General features: G+C 64.4%; 22 protein-coding genes and 1 tRNA gene. All 23 read right to left on the reverse strand.

Annotation, left to right across the window (positions count from 1 at the left end; genetic code table 11):
- Nucleotides 1-9: 9 nt before the first annotated feature.
- On the reverse strand, nt 10-1,044 hold the full coding sequence (locus WFH44_RS17260; protein ID WP_336715324.1) for a hypothetical protein: 1,035 nt from the start codon (nt 1,042-1,044) through the stop codon (nt 10-12).
- Nucleotides 1,045-2,163 (reverse strand): Gp37-like protein, encoded by a 1,119-nt coding sequence (locus tag WFH44_RS17265; RefSeq protein ID WP_336715326.1) that lies wholly within the window; start codon nt 2,161-2,163, stop codon nt 1,045-1,047. It abuts the gene before it with no gap.
- Entirely contained in the window at nt 2,163-3,011 is an 849-nt protein-coding gene (locus WFH44_RS17270; protein WP_336715327.1) for a hypothetical protein, read from the reverse strand. The genes WFH44_RS17265 and WFH44_RS17270 overlap by 1 nt, the downstream gene beginning before the upstream one ends.
- 66 nt (nt 3,012-3,077) lie before the next feature.
- A complete protein-coding gene (locus WFH44_RS17275; protein ID WP_336715328.1) occupies nt 3,078-8,519 on the reverse strand; it encodes a peptidoglycan DD-metalloendopeptidase family protein in 5,442 nt (1,813 codons plus the stop codon).
- Between the two features lie 20 nt (nt 8,520-8,539).
- Complete coding sequence (locus WFH44_RS17280) at nt 8,540-8,923, reverse strand: hypothetical protein (RefSeq protein WP_336715330.1); 384 nt, start codon at nt 8,921-8,923, stop codon at nt 8,540-8,542.
- Between the two features lie 50 nt (nt 8,924-8,973).
- The gene (locus WFH44_RS17285; protein ID WP_336715332.1) at nt 8,974-9,312 is read right to left on the reverse strand and encodes a hypothetical protein; all 339 of its coding nucleotides are present in this window, start codon (nt 9,310-9,312) and stop codon (nt 8,974-8,976) included.
- A gap of 30 nt (nt 9,313-9,342) precedes the next feature.
- Nucleotides 9,343-9,510 carry a hypothetical protein gene (locus tag WFH44_RS17290; protein ID WP_336715333.1) on the reverse strand — a complete coding sequence of 56 codons (168 nt, stop codon included), beginning with the start codon at nt 9,508-9,510 and terminating at the stop codon, nt 9,343-9,345.
- Between the two features lie 85 nt (nt 9,511-9,595).
- On the reverse strand, nt 9,596-10,264 hold the full coding sequence (locus WFH44_RS17295; RefSeq protein ID WP_336715335.1) for a hypothetical protein: 669 nt from the start codon (nt 10,262-10,264) through the stop codon (nt 9,596-9,598).
- A 51-nt stretch (nt 10,265-10,315) separates the two neighbouring features.
- Nucleotides 10,316-10,738 (reverse strand): hypothetical protein, encoded by a 423-nt coding sequence (locus WFH44_RS17300; protein ID WP_336715336.1) that lies wholly within the window; start codon nt 10,736-10,738, stop codon nt 10,316-10,318.
- On the reverse strand, nt 10,735-11,013 hold the full coding sequence (locus WFH44_RS17305; protein WP_336715337.1) for a hypothetical protein: 279 nt from the start codon (nt 11,011-11,013) through the stop codon (nt 10,735-10,737). Before WFH44_RS17305 ends, WFH44_RS17300 begins: the two co-directional genes overlap by 4 nt.
- The gene (locus WFH44_RS17310; RefSeq protein WP_336715338.1) at nt 11,010-11,378 is read right to left on the reverse strand and encodes a hypothetical protein; all 369 of its coding nucleotides are present in this window, start codon (nt 11,376-11,378) and stop codon (nt 11,010-11,012) included. Before WFH44_RS17310 ends, WFH44_RS17305 begins: the two co-directional genes overlap by 4 nt.
- A 2-nt stretch (nt 11,379-11,380) precedes the next feature.
- A complete protein-coding gene (locus WFH44_RS17315) occupies nt 11,381-11,857 on the reverse strand; it encodes a hypothetical protein (RefSeq protein ID WP_336715339.1) in 477 nt (158 codons plus the stop codon).
- Nucleotides 11,858-11,866: 9 nt separating this feature from the next.
- Nucleotides 11,867-12,022, reverse strand: coding sequence for a DUF7302 family protein (locus WFH44_RS17320; protein WP_336715341.1), 156 nt, complete (start codon nt 12,020-12,022; stop codon nt 11,867-11,869).
- Nucleotides 12,022-12,945 carry a hypothetical protein gene (locus tag WFH44_RS17325; protein WP_336715343.1) on the reverse strand — a complete coding sequence of 308 codons (924 nt, stop codon included), beginning with the start codon at nt 12,943-12,945 and terminating at the stop codon, nt 12,022-12,024. Before WFH44_RS17325 ends, WFH44_RS17320 begins: the two co-directional genes overlap by 1 nt.
- 15 nt (nt 12,946-12,960) lie before the next feature.
- A complete protein-coding gene (locus tag WFH44_RS17330) occupies nt 12,961-13,398 on the reverse strand; it encodes a hypothetical protein (RefSeq protein WP_336715344.1) in 438 nt (145 codons plus the stop codon).
- A 54-nt stretch (nt 13,399-13,452) separates the two neighbouring features.
- Complete coding sequence (locus tag WFH44_RS17335) at nt 13,453-14,316, reverse strand: VG15 protein (RefSeq protein ID WP_336715346.1); 864 nt, start codon at nt 14,314-14,316, stop codon at nt 13,453-13,455.
- Complete coding sequence (locus WFH44_RS17340; RefSeq protein WP_336715348.1) at nt 14,300-15,724, reverse strand: phage portal protein; 1,425 nt, start codon at nt 15,722-15,724, stop codon at nt 14,300-14,302. The genes WFH44_RS17335 and WFH44_RS17340 overlap by 17 nt, the downstream gene beginning before the upstream one ends.
- Nucleotides 15,721-17,082: a terminase large subunit domain-containing protein gene (locus WFH44_RS17345; RefSeq protein ID WP_336715350.1), complete on the reverse strand. Its 1,362-nt coding sequence runs from the start codon at nt 17,080-17,082 to the stop codon at nt 15,721-15,723. The genes WFH44_RS17340 and WFH44_RS17345 overlap by 4 nt, the downstream gene beginning before the upstream one ends.
- 55 nt (nt 17,083-17,137) lie before the next feature.
- Nucleotides 17,138-17,446, reverse strand: a complete 309-nt coding sequence (locus tag WFH44_RS17350) for a hypothetical protein (RefSeq protein ID WP_336715351.1) — start codon at nt 17,444-17,446, stop codon at nt 17,138-17,140.
- Nucleotides 17,447-17,546: 100 nt separating this feature from the next.
- Nucleotides 17,547-17,846, reverse strand: coding sequence for an HNH endonuclease (locus WFH44_RS21450; RefSeq protein ID WP_442892929.1), 300 nt, complete (start codon nt 17,844-17,846; stop codon nt 17,547-17,549).
- A gap of 61 nt (nt 17,847-17,907) precedes the next feature.
- Nucleotides 17,908-18,513 carry an HNH endonuclease gene (locus WFH44_RS17355; protein ID WP_336715353.1) on the reverse strand — a complete coding sequence of 202 codons (606 nt, stop codon included), beginning with the start codon at nt 18,511-18,513 and terminating at the stop codon, nt 17,908-17,910.
- A gap of 76 nt (nt 18,514-18,589) precedes the next feature.
- Nucleotides 18,590-18,748 (reverse strand): DUF7455 domain-containing protein, encoded by a 159-nt coding sequence (locus tag WFH44_RS17360; protein WP_336715354.1) that lies wholly within the window; start codon nt 18,746-18,748, stop codon nt 18,590-18,592.
- 75 nt (nt 18,749-18,823) lie between these two features.
- Nucleotides 18,824-18,897, reverse strand: a tRNA-Val gene (locus tag WFH44_RS17365).
- Between the last annotated feature and the right edge of the window lie 116 nt (nt 18,898-19,013).

The following is a 19,013-nucleotide window of genomic DNA, read 5'->3' on the forward strand; positions in this document are numbered from 1 at the left end:
CCTTCAGGGTTAGCGGCTCAGGCGGCGGATAGTCCAGTAGGTCAGGTCAGGGTCGGCAGGAACGCGGAGAGTGCTGCCGGAATCCTGCCAGCCCTGCAGAGTGACCTGTGCGCCGGCGTTCAGGTAGAGAGTGCGGGAAATGTTCACGGACCCAGTGGCGCCGTTCAGTACCCCGCGGTAGCGTTGCCCGTCAGCGAAGAACGCGGCGAACTTGTCGGCGTTGATCCCGCCGATGTAACGCACGGATCCTTCGAGGTGGTAGAGCCCGGCGCGGGAGACGGTGACGGTGCCCGCGTTGTAGGAGAGCCCTGTGTCGTCGCCTTGGTCGCCGGGGCCGGTGGTGAAGCCGTGAAGGTTGGTGTACTGCCCACCGCTCTTGATGTCGGTCGCCGTGTATTTCTGGAAGTGCCTGAACGGCTGGTCGGCCTGATCGGTGTAAGCGATGGTCTGCCAGAGCGGGAACCCATTGGCGTCCCAACCGAGGCGCCGGAGCTTCCCGTTCACTTCGACAACGGTGCCGGGCCGGGTGAGGTACTGCTCGACGAGCTCGGACTTCGCCATCAGCCAGCCGTTGTCGCCGCGCCACAGCCGCAGGTCGACGATCGTGGAGACGTTCATCGCGTTCTGCGGGACCATGACGAGCGCGATGGGCCAGTCAGCGCGTTCCCCGGGCTTGCGTACGAAGTCCGGAGAGTTCAGCGGGAGCGCCATGCTCGAATTGGTGGACGGAATGGCGTGGAATGTGCGGGTGAGGGGATCCTGCCAGTCCACCCGGGAGCAGACCATGTGCCAGCGCGCCTGAGTGGACACGGGCAGGCCGAACGGCTGCGGGACGTTCGTGTCGTCGAACGTGGACAGGATCCCATCGGACCAGCCGGTGCCGGGCGCGATCTGGATGCCGCGGACAATGCTGGACTGTGGAGTGACTTTCCAGGCGTCTCCGATCACACCGAACCGGGCGGAAGCGTTCGCCATCCAGTCCGGCAGGTCGTTCGCGGGCACGGGCTGGAGTGGCGCCCCTACGTGGATCGGCTCAGTCGCCATTTATCTGCTCGCTTTCAGGTCGCGCACGCCGGCCGCAAGAGCGGTGATGGCTTGCATGAGGAGGCGGTCGGGGTCGTCCGACCGGCCAATTTGGGAGGTGATTTTCAGCCCGTCGCCGGGGGTGTGGTCGATCTTGACCTCTTGCAGCACGTCGGTGATTTCGACGCCGGGCCCGAAGCGGGCGGTGACGATGTCGCCGACGTTGACGCCTGCGGGGGTTCCGTAACGGAAGTTCCCCGTCTCGGCCAGTTCGATGGCCACGGTGCCTTTTGGTGCGCCCTCCGCGAGGGTGATGGCGGCCCGCTGCTGGTGCGTTTCGCCGTCAGCCGTATCGCGGGCGTCCACATGGGTTTCGATGGTGTCGCCGTAAATGGATTCAAGGACGGCGTCGGTCTGCGCGTAGTACTCGCGGGCTATCCCTTCACCCTGCCCGGCCACCACCACACGGGTAACCTCGGGGCCGGCGTCGTTGAAACTCCATGCGGTGATGACGCGGGAAGCTTCGGTGAGCGCGTTCGGGTACAGCCGCGGCTCGAACACGTCCAGCGTCAGCTTCCCGTCCCGCTGCACCACTTCGAAGCCGAGACCGGAGTTCACCCACGCCGGCAGGATCTGCTCAGCCAGGATGTGCATGCGCGTGTTCACGGTGATGCTGTTGCCGCGGTTCAGAATCGGCGCCATGCCGACCGGGAACACGGCGCGGGCCATCACGTTCCGCCGCCAGAACTCCTTCAGCACCCACTCGGCCGGGCCTTTGAGTTCCAGCCGTTCGCGCACGGCCTGCCCGGTTTTCGTCGCCGTGCCTTCGGGGTTCTGGTAGCCGAGGAAGTTCCACAGCACCCGCTCATCGGACTGCAGCGAGAACGTGAGTTCGCCCTGCCGGCCGGGCCCGGAACCTGAGCGGAGTCGGACGGGCCCGGACATGAGCGGGCGGTCCCGGAACGTCAGCACGAGCCGCGTCCCGGGTTCCGCCAGCTTGTGCGCGTCCTGGTGGGACGACTTCACCGTGACCGACGCTTCCCCGATGGCGTTGAACCGTTTCGTACATGAAAGGTTTTTCCATGCGCCGAGGGGCCGCTGCCACACCATGTTCTTGTCGTAGATGTCAGCCCGCAGCATCAGTTCACCCGGAAGTAGAGCGGGGTGAACTCGGCCTGCACGCTGCCCGTTCCACCCATCGCGAGGGACAACCGGATCGGGTCACCCGGCGGCAGGGCCATGTTCGTGTCGAACCGTTGGATCTGTGGGAACACGTCAACTCCATCCAAGGTCGCTTCGAAGTTCCGGGGGTCTGTGTTGATGACGAGCTTCGAACCGTCCGGAACCTGGAAGTTCGCGATGGCGATGCCGTCACCCACACCGACCTGCACGCTGGTGGTCGGCCCGGTCACTGTCCACTTCACGAACGATTCGACATCGCCCGGGTTCGCGACCGTCGCGTTGCCGATGGTCTGGTACGGGGACACCGTGATCGGCGGCCACACGTCCAGCGGGATCTGCTCGCCGTTGTTCCACGAACGGATGATCGGCGGGCCCTCCCAGAAGGGCTGCTCAACCATGAACTCGATCCCGTACGTCTGCCAGCCACGGAACGCCGGGTCGTTGCTGTTGCCGGGGGTGACGCCGACGAACCGCAGCCTGAGCGTCCGCTGCTCCCGGCTACCCGGCAGTTCCACAGTCCACGTGCCCACCGTGCCCGGGCGCAGCGTCCGCCAGAACGCCCGGTCACGGTTGATCCACGCCTCAGAGGATTCGTCGTGGTAGAGGTAGATCGGCCAGAACACCTTGCGGCCCGTGACCTGATACCCCTCCCACGACGAACCATGAACGACCGCGGACTCATGGGTGTGCTGCACCATGTCCGGCATGTCGATACCCTCGAGCCCCTCGGCCATCAGGAACACGCCGTCACGCGGCTTGGTGAGATCCCAGACAGTTCCGTCCCAGCCCGTCCACGTGTGCCGCATGCCCCGCCACGGCCTCGAGCGAGGCGGCGGCGGGGCCTTCGGTGTCGCGTACGCGAGATTGACCACTTAGAACCCCATTCCTGACGGGCGAAGATTCGCCATCGTCATCTCACGTCGGCGCTTCGTTTCGAGAACGTCCACGATCTGGTGGGCACTCGCACCGAGCACGTCACCCTGCACAACCAGCGACGGACCACCGGCGGCCGGCGTGTTCCTGGACAGGGCCAGCTTGTGGATGTCCGCCCACTGCCGACCGTTCAGGATCGCCTCGGGCTTCCGTGTCTTGTTGAGGATCATCGACAGTCCCGGACGCAGAACCCCGCCGTTGTCGTGCAAGTACGCCATCGGGTCCGTGGGGCGCCCGTTCTTTTCCGTCTGGAAGTGAACGTGGATGCCCGTCGCCAAACCCGTCATGCCCTGCTGGCCGATGGTCTGCCCGGCCTTCACCTGCTGCCCAACCTTGACCTTGGGGCCGCCTACCGGGTTGTGTCCGTAGTAGGTGGTGAAGCCCTTGCCGTGGTTGAGGCGGATGAAGATGCCGCCGACCGGGTCGTTCCCGATCTGCGACACGATGCCGTTCAGGGCTGCGAACGTGGGACCGCCGCCGGCAATGTCGACGCCGGTGTGGTAGTCCCCGAAGCCCGGACGCGGACCAAAGAACGACGTGTATGGTCCGCGGCTTGGGCGGTGGAAGCTGCCCAGCGGCCCATCGAACAAGGCCGCCGTCGAACCCGTGGGCATCGTTTCCTTGTCCTTGCCGCGGATCCAATCGAGCGCCCCGTCAATAACCTGAGACGAAGCACGCTTGGCGAGATCGCCCAGACCCGTGTCGGGCAGGAGTGCACCAAGGCCCTTCTTGATCGGGTTCAGTAGGAACTCCGCAGCGGACGCAAGCCCGCCACGCACCCATTCCGTGGCCTTCCTCGCGCCGGCCTTGATAGCGTCCCAGGCGTCAGCAGCCCAGCCGCCCATCGCAGGCAGACCCTTCGCCGGCCCGTGACCAGCACCGAGCGCCTTCTGCGTTTCGGTGGCCGTGTAGACGCGGCCGGGCTGGCTGAAGTTCACCAGCTCCGGGCCTTCTTCGCCGACGAGCGCCCAGCCAGGGGCAGCGAAACCACCCTTGGCGAAGGCACGCATCGGCCCCTTGGATCCGGAGCCGACAGCCTTCTGGCCCCACGTGACCTTGTCCAACTCGGGCAGCGGGTCACCGCCAACGATCTTCCGAACAGCGTTGATTGCCTTCCGCAGACCCTTGTTGTAAACCGTGTCAATCACGAAGTTGATCGGCTTGGCGGCGAGCTGCTGCAGGCCCGAGAAGATCTTGCCTGCCGCCTCAACGGCCTTCTCGAACGCGTTGGGAATCTTCTCCCGAACGAACGTGATGACCGCGTCGATAACCGGCTTGATCTTGTTGTTCCAGGTGTCACGGATGACGGAACGGATCCCGCCCCAGATGTCGGACACCTTCGACTTCACAGCGCCCCAGCCGAGCGACCAGATCGTCTTGACCCACTCGATCTTCGTGTTGATCCACGAGGCGACCGATGTGAAGACCTCGACGATCTTGGTCTTGATCCCGTTCCAAATCTCGGACACCTTGTTACGGATCAGCGCCCATCCAAGATTCCAGACGGCTTGAACCCAGAGCAGTCGCGCCTGAATCCACTTCGTCACATACGTGAACGCATCAGTCACTGATCTCTTGATGTTCGTCCACGTGTCGGAGAGGAACTTCGAGACCTTGCTGAAGATGTCCAGCGTGACCCGTTTGACCGTGTCCCAGTTGGCGATGATCAAGGCGACCAAGCCGATCACGGCGGCGATCACCCATCCGACCGGGCCGAGGGCGATGAACCATGCCGCCGCCATCTTCGCCGCATGCAACAGCGACTGAACTCCCATGAGGGCCCATCCGGCGACCACTCGGCCAACCTGCAGCCCGAACTGGACAGCGCCGACAACCGCGGACCTGACAACTGAGGCCGTCCAAACCGCGGCGGTCTTCGCCCCAGAAATACCCGCGGCGACCTGCATGGCAACCCAGCCGCCCACGACGCGAGCAGCCTGAGCCACATGCACCGCGGCGGACTTCAGCGCGTCGATCCTGTAGAGCGCCCACACGTAAGCGGTCTGCGCACCCGAGATCACTGCAGCAGCGGCAGTCCGCAACCACTGGGCGCGCAGCACTAACAGAGCACCCTTGACCAAGCCCGCGGCGAAAACCCAGGCGCCCATCATGATCCGCTGCACGTTGCCCGCGGCGGTCAGCGCCGCCGAAGCGGCAGCCGTCCCTGTGAAGCCGGCAATGAGCAGCCCCAGCAGAACCGGGGAACCGGCCAGCAACTCGAGCAGCGGCGAGAACACGCCTAGCACGAACCCGATGGCCTCACTGAAGCCAGTGAAAACCTCAATCAGCGACGGACCCAATCGCTCAACGATGGGGCCCAACTCGGCCAGCAGGTTTCCGAAGGCTCCGGTAAGCCCGGGCAGCAGCGGCGCGATCTTCTCGACGCCCGCCTGCAAGTGCTCCATGAACGTGTTGAGCCCGGCCCCGAAATTCGGATCGGACAACGCCGTGGCGATGCCACCGATGAAGGTGCCGGCGATCTCGCCACCGAGCCGCAGGAACTCCGCCAATGCGGGCGCCCCACGCTCGAAAGCCTTGCCAATCGGCTCCACAGCGGCAAGCAAGCCTTGTGCGCTTGCGGCTGCCCCGCCGAAGATCGTGCCCATGGTCTTCTGGAAGACCTCGCCCTGCATCACGGTCTCGACATTCCGCAGACCATCAGCCAAGGAGCCGAGCGTGATGACGATGCCACCGGCGGCGGCCGCGTCATTCAGGGCCGAGAAGATCCCGACCACCGAGGAGATGATGCTGCCGATGTCCTTGAGGCCCTGAATACCGGCCTCAATCCAAGCGTTCAGGCTCCCATCAGCCGACGCGCCCTGAATGAAGTTGTTGAACTGGGTTGCGAGTTCCGCGATCCACGTCGCCAGCCGCGGCATGTACTCCATGCCGACCACGCCCAGCGTCACAAACGCCTGCACGAGCGGATCAATGGCCTTGTTCAGGATCGTCACCGTCTCGGCGACACCCATCAGCAGGCCCTCAAGAACCCCGCCGGCAAAGGCAGTATTCAGTGAGTTCATGGTCTGCTGGAACCCGGAGCCGAACGCCGATGCGATAGCACCGGCACCCGTCGCCAGCTGCGGCATAACCGTCCCGGCCAGCGACATGAGCGGGCCCACGAACCCAGCAAAGAAGTTCTCCTGCACGATATGCCGGATCCGGCCGAGCTGGTCGTAAACACCCAACAGGGCACGGGTAGCGGCCTGCGCGTTCGGCGACAGTTTGCCCATCGCCTCAGACGACTTCTCCGACGCCTTCGCCGCGGCGTCCGCCTGCTGCAGCTGGACCCGCTCGAGGTTGCGGTGCGCCTGCTCCACCGAACGAGCGGCGTCCGTCTGCGCCTGCTCAGCGTCGCGGGCAGCATCCTTCACTGCCTGCTGTGCGTCCGCGATCTGCCGGGCGCCATCCTTCGCAGCCTTAGCCGTGTCCTGGTGCGCCCGCCGCTGCGCGTCAACCGCGTCCTTCACGTCGCGTTCAGCGTCAGCAACCCGGCGCGCACCATCACGGGCAGCCTTCGCCGCGTCCGCGTGCGCCTTCTTCTGATCCGCAATAGCGTCCGTGACGGCCTGCTGCGCCTTAGCGATCTGCTGAGCGCCCTCCTTCTGTCGGCGCACAGCCTCAGCCTCGGCCTGCTGGCGGTCATAAACACGATCCGCCGCGGTCTGCCTAGCCTTCGCCAGCTTCTCCTCAGCGGCCAGCACAGCAGCGTTGCCAGCCTTAGCCTCAGCCTGAGCAACCTTCTGCTCATCCCGAAGATTCAGGACAGCGGCCTTCGCCTGCTCATCAGCGGCAGCAGCCTTCGCCATGTTGTTCTGCAACTGGGCAAGCTGCATGGCGCCGGCCTTCGGGTCAGCCTTCGCCTTCGCGTAAGCTTCCTGCGCCCGCTGCAACGCCAGCGTCGAATCCGTGGCCTTGAGGTTCGCCGCATCGAGCTTCTTACCAACCTCGGCGACACGGGCGGCAGCCTTCTCGCGGGCCTCCACGAGCGCCTTCTGCGCGGCCACAACCTCCTTGGCGGCCTCCGCTTCCTTGCGCTCCGCAAGCTCCACGGACCGGGCGGCCTTCCGCTGCGCGTCCGCGACGTCGGCGATCGTGTCCTGCAGGGACTGCTTCGCTTCCTTGACGCGGCGGGCAGCCTCAACCTGCACCTGAGCGGCGGCCTTCTCTGCCTCAGCGACAGCCTCCACGGCGTCCTGCACGTTGCGCTTAGCGTCCTGCACGCGCCGGGCAGCCATCTCCTGGGCACGGGCTGCGTTCTCCTCAGCCTCCGCCACAGACTCGATCGTGTCCTGCAGGTTCCGCTTCGCATCGGACACGCGGCGGGCAGCGTTCTCGGTAGCCCGGGCAGCGTTCTCCTCAGCGGTACGGATCGCCGCAGCCGCATCTTCCACAGCCATGGCGGCGAGGCGCGGGTTAGCCGCGGCCTGCCCCGTCTCGTCAAGGAAGGCTTTCATCGCGTCGCCAACACCGTGGAAGGCGGTTGCCAGCACGCCGGCACCTGCGGCGGCGGCCATGAGCCCCGCCGGAGCCAGTGCGGCGAGCCCGCCCAGTTGTGAAAGCGAGGACGCCAGAGCGACCACGGCGCCGGCCGCAGCGACAGCCGAACCGGACAGCGCACCAATGGCGGGCGTGATCGCGGACAGCCCGCCGATGGACAGGATGAACCCCTGCGTGAACGCACGCCCGCCGCGGGTGCCCTGCTGGGATACGTCGTTGGCGAGCTTGTGCAGATCCAGGCGGATCTTGTCACCGTCGCGGCGCATCAGATCAGCGAGCCCGGACAGAGGGCTCGAATGGAACGCATTGGACAGGGTCGTGCCGAGTCGGCGAATCCCGCGATCAGACTTGGCGGACTCTTCCTCGACGCGCTTCATGTGCTTCTCAAGGTCAGCGGATGCCCTAGAAGCATCGGCCTGCGCCTTGCCGAGATTCCTTGTGGTGCCAGCGAGTGAAGCCTCAGCGGCTTCGCGGCGCTCAGTTGCGGCAACCGACCGCACCAGAACGGCTTCAACCTTCTCTTCCGCAGCAGCGATCTGAGACGCCTTCGCGGCCTTGTTGTCCCGAACCTCCTGCAGCTTCATCTCAGCTACACGGAGATCGCCCGTAGCCTTTGCCTCAGCGGCAGACGCAGCCGCAAGCTTCGCCTTCGACGCGGAAACATTCTTCTCCGCATCGGCTACAGACTTGGCGAGCTTGCCAACCTCAGCCTCGAGCCCGGCAGTCTCAGCAGAGAAGGCGTCAGCCATGCCCTTGCCGAGCTTCTGGCCGGCGGCGCGCCCGGCCTTCGGCATGGTCTTATCAAGTTCACGGGAGACCTTCTGCTGAACTCCCTTGAAGGAAGGCTGTACCAATAATTCTGCGATGCCGATTACTGGCACAACCGCCTCCTATGTAAATGTCAAAAATCGCTACGATTGAAACCGAACTTCTCGGCAACATCTGCCGCCCAGTCCTGTTCCATCCGCTCGATGGCCTTCTCGATCGCGGTGCGCGGGCCCGGGATCGGTTTCTCATTGCCGGGCTTCCCGCCGGCGGCAGAGATGGAAACCTGCTTGAGCGCCTTCACTTCATGGATGAGTTCGCGCAACAGATGCGCGGTCAGGTCAAACTCAGAGACACGCGGCGCCCACTCACCCTCCGGCTTCGGCAGGCTGGCAATGTACTCAGCGGTTTCCGGGTCGTTCGCTATAGCCTCGTTGAGCCTGCAAGCGTTGGGCAGCCCGTCAATGAGGTCGATGAGGGCCACCCAACGCCCGGCGGCATACCACTCCGCGAGATCCACGCCATAAACCTGTAACAGGTCGGCGCGGACCTCGCGGCGGTAACGGCCGACTAGCTCGCGGAGGCGCTGCCGTTTCCCGATTCGCCGTAGGCGTCCTCGTAGTACTTCACGGCAGCCTGCACGACCGTCGCCAGTTCGCGCACGGACAGCTTCTCAGCCTTCAGCGCGTTCGCGTCATCTTCCGGAAGCCAGCGGCGCAGGATCGTCCAGTTCGTTGAAGTCTGGTTCAGGCTGGCGAAGATCTCTTCCGCCTCAACGGACTCCATCGCGAACAGGTCCGGGAAGGTCACGATCTTCGAGTTGGACAGCCCGACGCCAAACGGCTCCGGCTTCTCAACTTCCTTGCGGACCTTGGCGAGGGACAGATGAACGGTCGGCTTATCAGCCATGGTGATACCTCCGGGTGTAGGTGTTGGTTGTTACTTGCTGGTCTCGGTGGAAGCCTTGGCCGGCTTGGCCTCAGCTTCGGCAGCCTTCACGGCCGCGGTCTTCGCCTTGGACTCCTTGAAGCCCTGCGAACGCAGTTCGGCGGCCTCGCGGGGAATGGCGGTCTCGACGGCGACGCCGTCCTTCTCGAAACGGGGCATGACGCTCCTAAGTCGTGCGGTCGGGTGTGATTTGTAAGGGTGCGCCGGCCACACCCGGAGGGCCGGCGCACCCAGTCAAAGGGGGCTAAGCGCCCGCGGCCTGAGTGAAGCCCAGGACGTCCGAGGACGCCTTAGCGCCGGTGCCGCCGAAGTAGTGGCGAACCGGGACGCCGATCTCGTCGTCGGTGAACACGTCGAAGGTGTACTGGGTGGACACGGCGCCTTCCTGGCCCCAGGTCTCCTCGCCCGTGCCGGACAGCTTCACGCTGCCGTAGCCCTTGCCGAGGATCCACTGGTTCGCGGCGGGGCCGTCAGCGCCCACCACGATCAGGCGGTACTCGGAACCCACCGGCAGGTCCGGCTCGTCAATGACGATCTCGCCATTGGTGGCCTGCGTGACAGCGGACAGGTCCGTGCCATAGGCCAGCTCCAGCATGTGCTTCTTGCCCTTCTCCAGCGCGGTGAAGGAAACGGTGCGGGGGACACGGGTGATGTCCGAGCGAACCGGGGAGGCGTAGCCGAGGGCATCCACGTCCTCCTTCTCGATCTCACGAGAGAAGGTGTAGCCGTCCGGGGACACGAGGCCCACGGGCAGGAAGCCGGCGGCCTTCAGATCGATGGGCTGCGAGTCCGGGCCGGTCAGCGCTTCGGGGAGCTCCACGCTGGTCGGCGCGATGAACGCAACGGCCTTCTGAATCTTGCGGACGAGGTTGCGGCTGTCGGACTCGGTCTGCAGAGTCTGGAAAGTTGGCATAGCAAATAACCCCTTTCAAGGGCTTCAAGATGGTTGATTCCCCGCGTGGGGCTAGAGGGGCCGCGACGTGACCAGGAGAGTCATCGTGGCCTTGTTCAACGTGTCGGACTGATAGGGGACATCCGAGGGGGTGACGTCGCAGTCGATCCGGTCAAGGTAGCCGCTCGGCGTATCCAAGTCCGTACCAACAATGCTGGCGCGGACGGATTCGAGCACCTGCACCGCCTGCTCGCCCGGGGCATACACTTCCACGACGATCCGCTCAACACGGTCCACGAAACCTTCCGTGCCGACCGGCGGGAAGATATGCGCCAGCGGGAACGGCGGCAACAGGGCGCCGTAGTTGTCGGCCGGCAGATGGTACGCAGCCCGAACATCGAGCAGCTTGCCCGCCGCCGCCGAGTAGTGCCGGCTGTTATGGATCAAGTCGAACACTGCCGAGCGCGTATCAGGGAAGACAAGAGCCTCAATCATCGGCGGCCCCTCACCTTCATCGCCTCAGCAGTGCGCAACAGCACCGCGTCCCGCCAGTCCCGCCAATGCGGTTCCTTCTCGCGAACCACAGCACCGGCACGCTTCTCGTTCGCCCACCCGGCAGTCACCGTCTGATTCGCGGCCTCATAGTCCGCGTCACCGACCGCCTGCGCGTTCCCGGCCAGCTTCCGGGCAACCTCAAGGCTGGCCTTCGCCATCCCCGCAGACTGCCCGATCTGCTTCAGACCAAGCGGTAAAGGCTCATACTTGCTCATGCCCTCACCAGCCCGACCTCGACACCATAAGGCCACTCACCGGGGCGGCCCTCAACGGACCACTCACCGGCCATATGCGCGCCCTGCGGCACCCGGATCCGGTCAGTGGACAGGAACGTGAAGCCGCCGCCGTGATACAGGACAGCCTTGCCGTCCACCACGTCCGAACGGTCCACCGGGTCAGCCGTCGCCCGCGGAGCCACCAGGCAGTTCGGGACCGGGATCTCATACGCCGGCAGCGGGTTTCCCTTCGGATCCCGGCCGCCTCCGCGGATAACCGTCACAGCGACCCGCCACTTACGCGGGAAGCGGGACAACAGGCCGGCCCCCTCGGGTGCGGCAGGAGCGCCGAACACCATGCTCATGGTCAGGCCCCCTCAAAGATGGGTTCCCCGGCGATGTCCACCCCGCAGGAGCAGTACGTCGCGCCGAAGTTCAGCGAACACCACGGCAAATGGTTCGCCGTCGCGGCGCCGCCAACCTGCACACTGTAGGCCTGCTGTGCTCCCGCCCCCAGCGCCTTCTTCTCCTGCTTCGTCAGGTAGAAGTCGGCGGAAGGGTTTGTGACCTTTCCGCCGTACTGGAACGGGCCCGCGCCGACCTGCATGGTGTCGAAGCCAGCAGTGTCCGCAGCGGCGGCCTCCATGGTGCGACGCACCACAGAGCACACGATGCGGCGCCGGGTCCTCGGGTCGGCATTCGCCGCCGTGGGCACCGTGTCCAGGATGAACTGGCTGGCGTCCTCGAGTTGAACCTCGGCGTGCGTGTCAGCGCCGGCGGGGAAGTCAGGCCACCGAGCTTTTAGCTCTGCCAGCGTGGCAAAAGGGAATGGCTCGGCGGCCATGACTTCCTCCTAGTCAGTCCTGCGCGTGCGGCGCGTAGTCTTCGCGTCGGAGTCAGCGGCCTTCGCGCCTCCGGCAGCCGGACCCCACTCGGGGCCCAACTGCTCGGCAGTCGCGTCATCCACGTTCACCACGACGCCCGTCAGGGAGTTCGTGAGACGCGGCATTATGCAGCAGCGTCCTCGACAACGGCGAAGCGGTCCTCGAAGGCGTACCAGCCGTACACGACCTCCAGACGGAGGGCGATCTGGTTGTGACGCTTCAGGTCGCCCTGTCCGTCCGGGTCGCCGAAGCGGATCAGCTCGACGGGCAGTTCACGCTGAACGCCCCAGCGGATGCCGTTCTGGAAGTCGCCCACGATGGCGCGGATCTTCGTGTCGGCGGCCTCCGGGGTGCCGGAAACGGTGTTGCCCTGCGCGGTGTTGACGCCGAGGAAGTTGGTGATCCCGGTGCCGAAACCGAGCTGCGGGTAACGCTGGGTACCCGAGGGGGAACCGTCAGCGTTCTTGGTCTGCAGGTTCGCCAGAGCCCAAGCCAGCTTCGGATCCAGCGCGATACCGTTCACGCCCCAGGACGGGGTGGCCTGCAGCAGCAGACCCACGGCGGCGCGGATGTCAGCGTCAGCCTCGGCGGTGCCGATCTCCACGCGCTTCGTGGTCTTGGTGACGTAGTTGTCCCAGCCGGCGATTGTGGTGCCCGTGAGCGGGTTGATGCGGTGGTACAGGCCCAGGTCCAGTGCGCGGGAAAGCGCGACCTGTCCGGCGCTAGCCAGATCAGACAGGATGCTGAGCTGGTAGTCGTCGGAAGCCCACTGGACTTCCTCGTTGAAGCGCATGGTGACCTGCGCCTTCTTCGGCGCGGACTTCACCGAGTCGTAGCCGCCCGTGGTGGACGACTTCTGCGCGCCTTCAGCAACGAACTCCGCCTTGGGGAAGTCGTTGAAGATGATGTATTCGGTCTCACCGAAGCGCTGCGGCTCGCGGCCGGACAGTGCGGCGACGGTGGACTGGGTGCGGGCTTCAGTGATCATGCCGTCCGCAATGTTGCGGGGCAGGAGAACCTTAGCCTCATTAGTGCCAAAAACGGCCATGATGATGCCTCTCGCTTAGTTGTTGCCGAACAGCTTCTTGACCGTCTGGCGGCCTTCGCTCTCCGGTACTTTGTCTGGGTGCCGTTCCTGCCCCGGAATGATGGGGCCGGAAGGTTTGATGAGCGGCTTCAGAACCTCGGCATGTGCCTCAAGGTCTTCCTTCGTCTCGCCTCGCAGCAGATCCGCGGGAACGCCTGTGGCCTTGGAAACCTCCGCCAGCAGTCCGGCGCGTGCTTCCTTGGCCTCGAAAGCCTGGACCTTCGCGGCAAGCTCGCCATGTTCCGACTCAACAGCCGTAAAACGGCCTGTCAGGTCATCCAGTGCGGTCTTGTTCTCCTTGGCGCGGGCTTCCCATTTGCGGGCTTCCGCTTTCCAGTCCGTCGTCGGCTCCTGTGCAGGAGGTTCCGGCGTAGGTGTCGGATCCGGCGTGGGCTCAGGTGTTGGTTCGCTCATCGTGTTTTCCTCCCGTGCGGGATATAAAGACAGCCCCGTGCGGGGCCGTTGGTCTTAGTGGGGGTGAACGCCGTCTTTGTACTGGTCCGGATAAAGCCGGCGCAGGGAGAAGGCGATAGCTTTCATGTCGCGGTTCTTGTCGTCCGGATCCAGCGAGTCAAGGAAGGCCAGCAAATCCGGGTCGTCCGAGTTCAGGTAGTGCTCGCGGGCCCTGCCATAGCGGTCATACATGGCGTCGGGGTCATAGCCGGCGATATGGTGTGCTTCCCGGTCGAACTCCGCGACCACTTGGCAGTCGCAGTCATCATGGAAGTCATCGCCTACGCCGGTGCCCTCACGGTCACCAGCGGACGCCTCCGTGAAGTAGGCGAACCCGCGGGAAGCCAGCATCTCGCACCAAGCGCACGTGGTCGGCCCCGTTGGGATGCGAGCGAACCGTGGCTGCGCCGGATCCAACCGGACGTTCCTGGCTACCGTCTCCCGGCTCGAATACAGCACATGCCGCTGCAGCGAACCGGACAGGAGCGCGAGAGCCTTGGCAGGATCGGCTGGCTTGTTGATCGTGACGAGCTCGCCCAACTCATCCACCGCCTCGAATGCGCGATCGAAGAGATGCCCGGCAGCGTACCGAACCGAGGAGATCGGCGCCGCTTCCGGAATCGTGCCGGCCAAACGCGCCGCATACGCACCCCCGACCTGCGCCGCCCGGATCTCCTCGTACCACTCGGCAGCCACTACAGCAGCCGCATCACCGTACTCCCGGACCAGAGCCGGCACAGCCTCCAACAGCGCGTCTCGCGCCCGCTCAGGGCGCGACAAGTCCAGACTGGCGAACAGCCGGCGGAGGTCGGCGCGGATCAGGTCAACAATGCGGCCCGTAGACGTGCGCAGGCGCTCAACATCAGCCCGCGTCGTCAACGCTCACCGCCGGAACCTCCGGAGCCTGCCTGAGCGCCGCCAACAGCGACGTCCCAGCCTGCGCCCGCCGCTGATCCTCCGTGATCCGCTCCACCTGGTCATCATCAAAGACCGTCTCGAGCAGCACCGGAGAGTTCTTCAGATCCTCGTTCGCGCCGGCCAGCTTCACGTAAGCGTCAGCGTTCGCCGATGTAGACCGGAATTCAGGATCAGCGAACCGCGCCGACAGCTTCCACGCCTCAGCCGGCGGCTCCGTCAGCCCATCCCGCACCATCACAGCCAGCGTCGCAATGTTCTTCACCGCGGACGCCAGCACAAACTTGTTCTGGTAAGTGACATCAATGAGCAAGTCGTGCTCAGCGGCCCGGATAGCCTCAGCAGACGACGGCTGATCGTGGATGATGCCCAGCGAGTGCGGCGGAATGCCCGTCTCACCAGAGAAAGCCATCGCGACTGTTCGCAGCATGTCACTGTGCGGGGTCATCGTCGCCTGCTGCATCTGCTTGATGGTCGGCTTATCGCCGTCCTCATCCTTCGTCAGCGCAATGAGGCGATCCATCGCCAGCTTGAACTTCTTCTGCTCCGAAGCGTTCTCGAACGCGTCCGGGTCGATGCCCTCAATGGCGATCTGCGGAGAGCTGTAGAACTCAGCGTTGCCCTCCATACGGACGTAACCGCGCACCGCCATGTCCGTCAACGCCATCACAGGCCCGGTGATCCGGGAGCGCCCAAACGCCTTCCCCAACTGGGGGTCGTACGTGATGGGCTCCACCAACGTCCGGCCAATCCGGTTCGGGATCCGCTCAGCAGCCCAACGCCCGCCGGCGTTCTTCGCGCACCACAGCACAACGTCCGGCAGATACACCACAAACTCGGACGGGTTACGGTCACCCATCGCGGAAATGGTCAGCGCCGCAGCGATACGCCGCCGACGCCGATCCCAAATGGCAGCCGAAGACTCCGCCGAATGAGGCTGAATCTGCACAGGGGCCTCACCAGCAGCGCCGGCAGCCACAGTCACGAACGAAACGCCATGCTTGTAAGCCGACGTGACGCCCTGCGACAGTTCCAGGCCGAAGTTGTTGGCCTCCAGCGTCTCGCCGAGCTCGAACGGATCCGGTGAACCCGGCAGACGCAGCCCCTCGAACTGGGACCGCACCGCAGCCTTACGCACAGCCATCGTCGCCCAGCCCAGGAAGAACTTCGCCTGCTTCAACTGCGGCGGAAGCATCAGGCCCAGATCCTTGAAGGCCTGTTCCCCGTCGTAATACAGGGTGCGCTTCAGGTTCTTATCGCGGCGATCCCGCCACACCTTCAGCAGCTTCTTGATCGTGTCAGCCTCGGCCTCCGTGACGTTCGCGAACCGCAGACCGTCAATATCGGCGGCAGACCATTCATTGATCGTCATATGAACGTCGCCTTCCTTCCCGGTCTACGTTTCGTTGTCTTCGCGCCCCAATAGGCCAATGTCGCAGCGTCCAGCAGCGCCACGCTGCCGCCCTCCGGCGCCTGCCAGCCGAAGCCTCCAGTAGTGCCGATCTTCCGCTTCTCAGCGGCCTTCACCTGATCGTCAAGCTCCGTCTGGGCCCGGTGCGACAGTTCGCCCTGATTGATAGCCGTCTCAAACATCGAGTGCGCGGCGATGACGTGTTCAGTCGTCGGCGTGAGTATGACTTTGGCCGGCACCTTCGCGTCCCGAAGCGCCTGCACTAGATACCCGACACCCGACTTGCCCTCGACCACGATCTGCGCGGCCCGCTCATGACGCTCCAGCAGCCAATCCAGCAGCCAGCCCGTGCCCTCAGACATCGGCGCGAACCGGATGCCCTCAACATGCACGCGGCTGCCCTCCTCCGGGCGAATGGCAGCAGCCAAAGCGACAGCCGAACCGTCCACAGCGAAACGCACCGCAAACACGCGGCGCCCATCCTCCGGAACATCAGCCGGCCCAACCTTGCGGGCATCCCACGCCTTCGCGTCAATGCCCTTCTTCGCCAAAGCCTCTTCGTCCCAGATGCCGTAAGCCTCACGCTTGTAGTTGTCATCCGAGCCAAGCAGTTTCCGCATACGCTGAATCGCCGAATCGCTCGTGCGGTGGGGGTACGACGGATTGGCCTTAGCAAGCTGCTTTCGGTCATCCAGGCTCGCATCCTCATCAGCAGAGAACTCCACATAGAGAGTGTCCGGGTCGCCATCGAGGGCAGCCCTGCGGACATTGGTGAACACCTCGCCCGGATCCTTCGGCCGGGGCGGGGTGCCCATCATGAACACCAGGCCATTCGGGGCCGCGTTCGTCGCCGGCACCATATCCGACATCGCATCTTCGGTGAGGATCTGCGCCTCATCCAGCACGAGGATGTCCACCTCATCGAAGCCACGGCCGAAACCAGACTCACGGGCGCCAAACAGGATCCGCGAACCGTTCGTAAAAGAGATCTCTTGCTCGCCGTTCGTCGCCCGAACGTTCGAAACGTACGGGGCGATCTTCGGCTTCCCGGCCATGCCCTGCATCTTCTTGAACGTCTCGTTATGCGTCCGCGTCCGGTGCGCCGTCCAAATCACCGTGAGATTCGGGAACAACGTGCAAAGAGCGAAAACTATCGCAGCGATCAGATATGTTTTGCCCACCTGGCGGGGAATCGACATGACGACTCCGCCGATACCGGCCGCATATAGTCCATTGGCGCGCTTAGCCAACGCCAACCGCCCGACGCCATCCTGCCAGCCATCAAAGGGCAAGCCCATCGCCCGCGCACGATCCCGCACGGGCGGGAAACCAGTCGAAACGATCCCCTCCGGCCGGCAAATATGCCGGGCTACGTCAGATAGCTTCCTCTGCCCACTCTTCGTCGCCTGAGATGGCATCCTGCTCGGCCTCCTCGGACTGCTGACGCTTCAGAGCATCAATCTCCTTGCTGATCTCAATCTGCCGCCGGGACAGCGCGGCAAGATCACGGGGGGAAGTGTTCTCGTTGTCCAGCGCACGGGCGATGATCCGCCTCATGGCCGCAAGCTCGGCAATGCGATCACCTGACTCCGACGCCTCAAGAACCGTCTTCGGCTCCTTCGGCCTCTCCGGGGCCGGCGGCTTCTCATCAGGCCCCACGGCGCGCAACGGCTTCCTGGCCATATCGCACCTCCTCTGGGGTGGTCGTGGAAAAAATGCGGGGAGAGATCGCTAATGCCGGAGGGAGCGCGGGGCCCAACACCCGACCGGATACCCCCTGGGGTCACCAGATCGGGCTGGATTCGAGCTCGGTGGGCTTGACGATGGGCCGTTCGCGCTTTGTGAGTGCGCCTCCCAATCGGCCGTTGCAGAGTCGGCAGATCACACGGGTGTTCTCAATGACGTCGAGGCCGCCTTTGGAGTGCGGCACCACGTGGTCTACCTCGGGGCTGTTGGGCTGCCTGCTCCTGGTCCAGTCGAGTCCGGTTCGGCAGAGCGGGCAGCGTGTGAGCCCGGCATCAAGTGCGTTGGCGAGTGCCTGGTCTCGCACCCGTTTCCACTTGGCTGTTCCGGTTCGACCCATGCACTCACACGTCCTTGTTTCGGTCCCTGCCGCGTTAGCCGGCAGCGGCAGGGACCGACGTTTATATTCCCGGGAACGTGACGTTTGCTCGCCGCTTCCCCGAAAGTATGTTGCTGACCTGAGTCCTGCTGCACTTGAACTTCTCAGCGAGAGCGGCCTGCGTGAAGCGACCCGTCGTATGCAGCGCCCGCATCTGGGCTACCTCGGAGTCTTTGAGTTTATGGTTCGCGGAGCGTTCGCCATTCACGATGCGCTTGCGCTTCAGGGCATCTTGCATGTTGTCCTTCTGCGTCCCTGGGATGAGGTGCTTCGGGTTGATGCATGGCGGATTGTCGCAGGTGTGCCGGAGTAGAAGGCCCTCGGGGATCTCAGCCACTAACTCTTGGTAGGCCACCCGGTGCGCTTGGTACATCTTTCCGCTGGACTTGAGTACGCCGTACCCGCCCTTGTCTCGTGAGCCGCTGTATTCCCAGCATCCGCCGCTAGGTTCGCTCCAGCCGTTGTGCTTCAGGATCTCGAATGGGGTTGCGCCGGGCTGTGTTCGCTTGAGCGCGTTTGGGTCACCCCACACTCGAAAGCGCCTGTAGTGCTTAGGGCAATACCCTCTGGCTCCACGCTTCCCGATGGGCGTATCGCAGTCGGCGATTGTGCATGTACGATCTTGCATAGCGAATCCTCCAGTGATTCGTTCGCAGCCCCGGATTGTTGACGCAATCGCGGGGCATCTTTTATTTGGTCGGGTGTCAGGTGTGGAGTAGGTGCCGTTCGTCTATGACTTCGGTGGCGTATGGCATGAGCGCTTCCTCGTTGGCCGCGTAGTCGTGGCCGCAGAAGTCGAGGGTTAGCCCGGCATCGAGGGTGACGTGGACGTATGCCAGCGCTCCGCATCGGTCACAGTGCATGGCCCCTCCTTGGGTGTGTGGCGTCTCGCTCGCCCAGCAAATCCGTGTGGTGTTTACCCTGGGGTCCGACGCTCGTGGGTCTGGCAGGAGTCGAACCTGCATCTGAACCCTTGTGGGGGTTCACGGCATACCTTTAGCCGCACAGACCCTTCGCACCCGCAACGCTGTGAGACGTGCGGGGCAAGGCAACATTCAGCTCAAGGCCGCCTGTCGCGATCCATCCGTTGGCGGGTAGCGTGCGCCGTGGTGGAAGTGTGGTGCCCCG

Source organism: Arthrobacter sp. USHLN218 (assembly GCF_037144715.1).
In the GTDB taxonomy this organism is placed as follows: domain Bacteria; phylum Actinomycetota; class Actinomycetes; order Actinomycetales; family Micrococcaceae; genus Crystallibacter.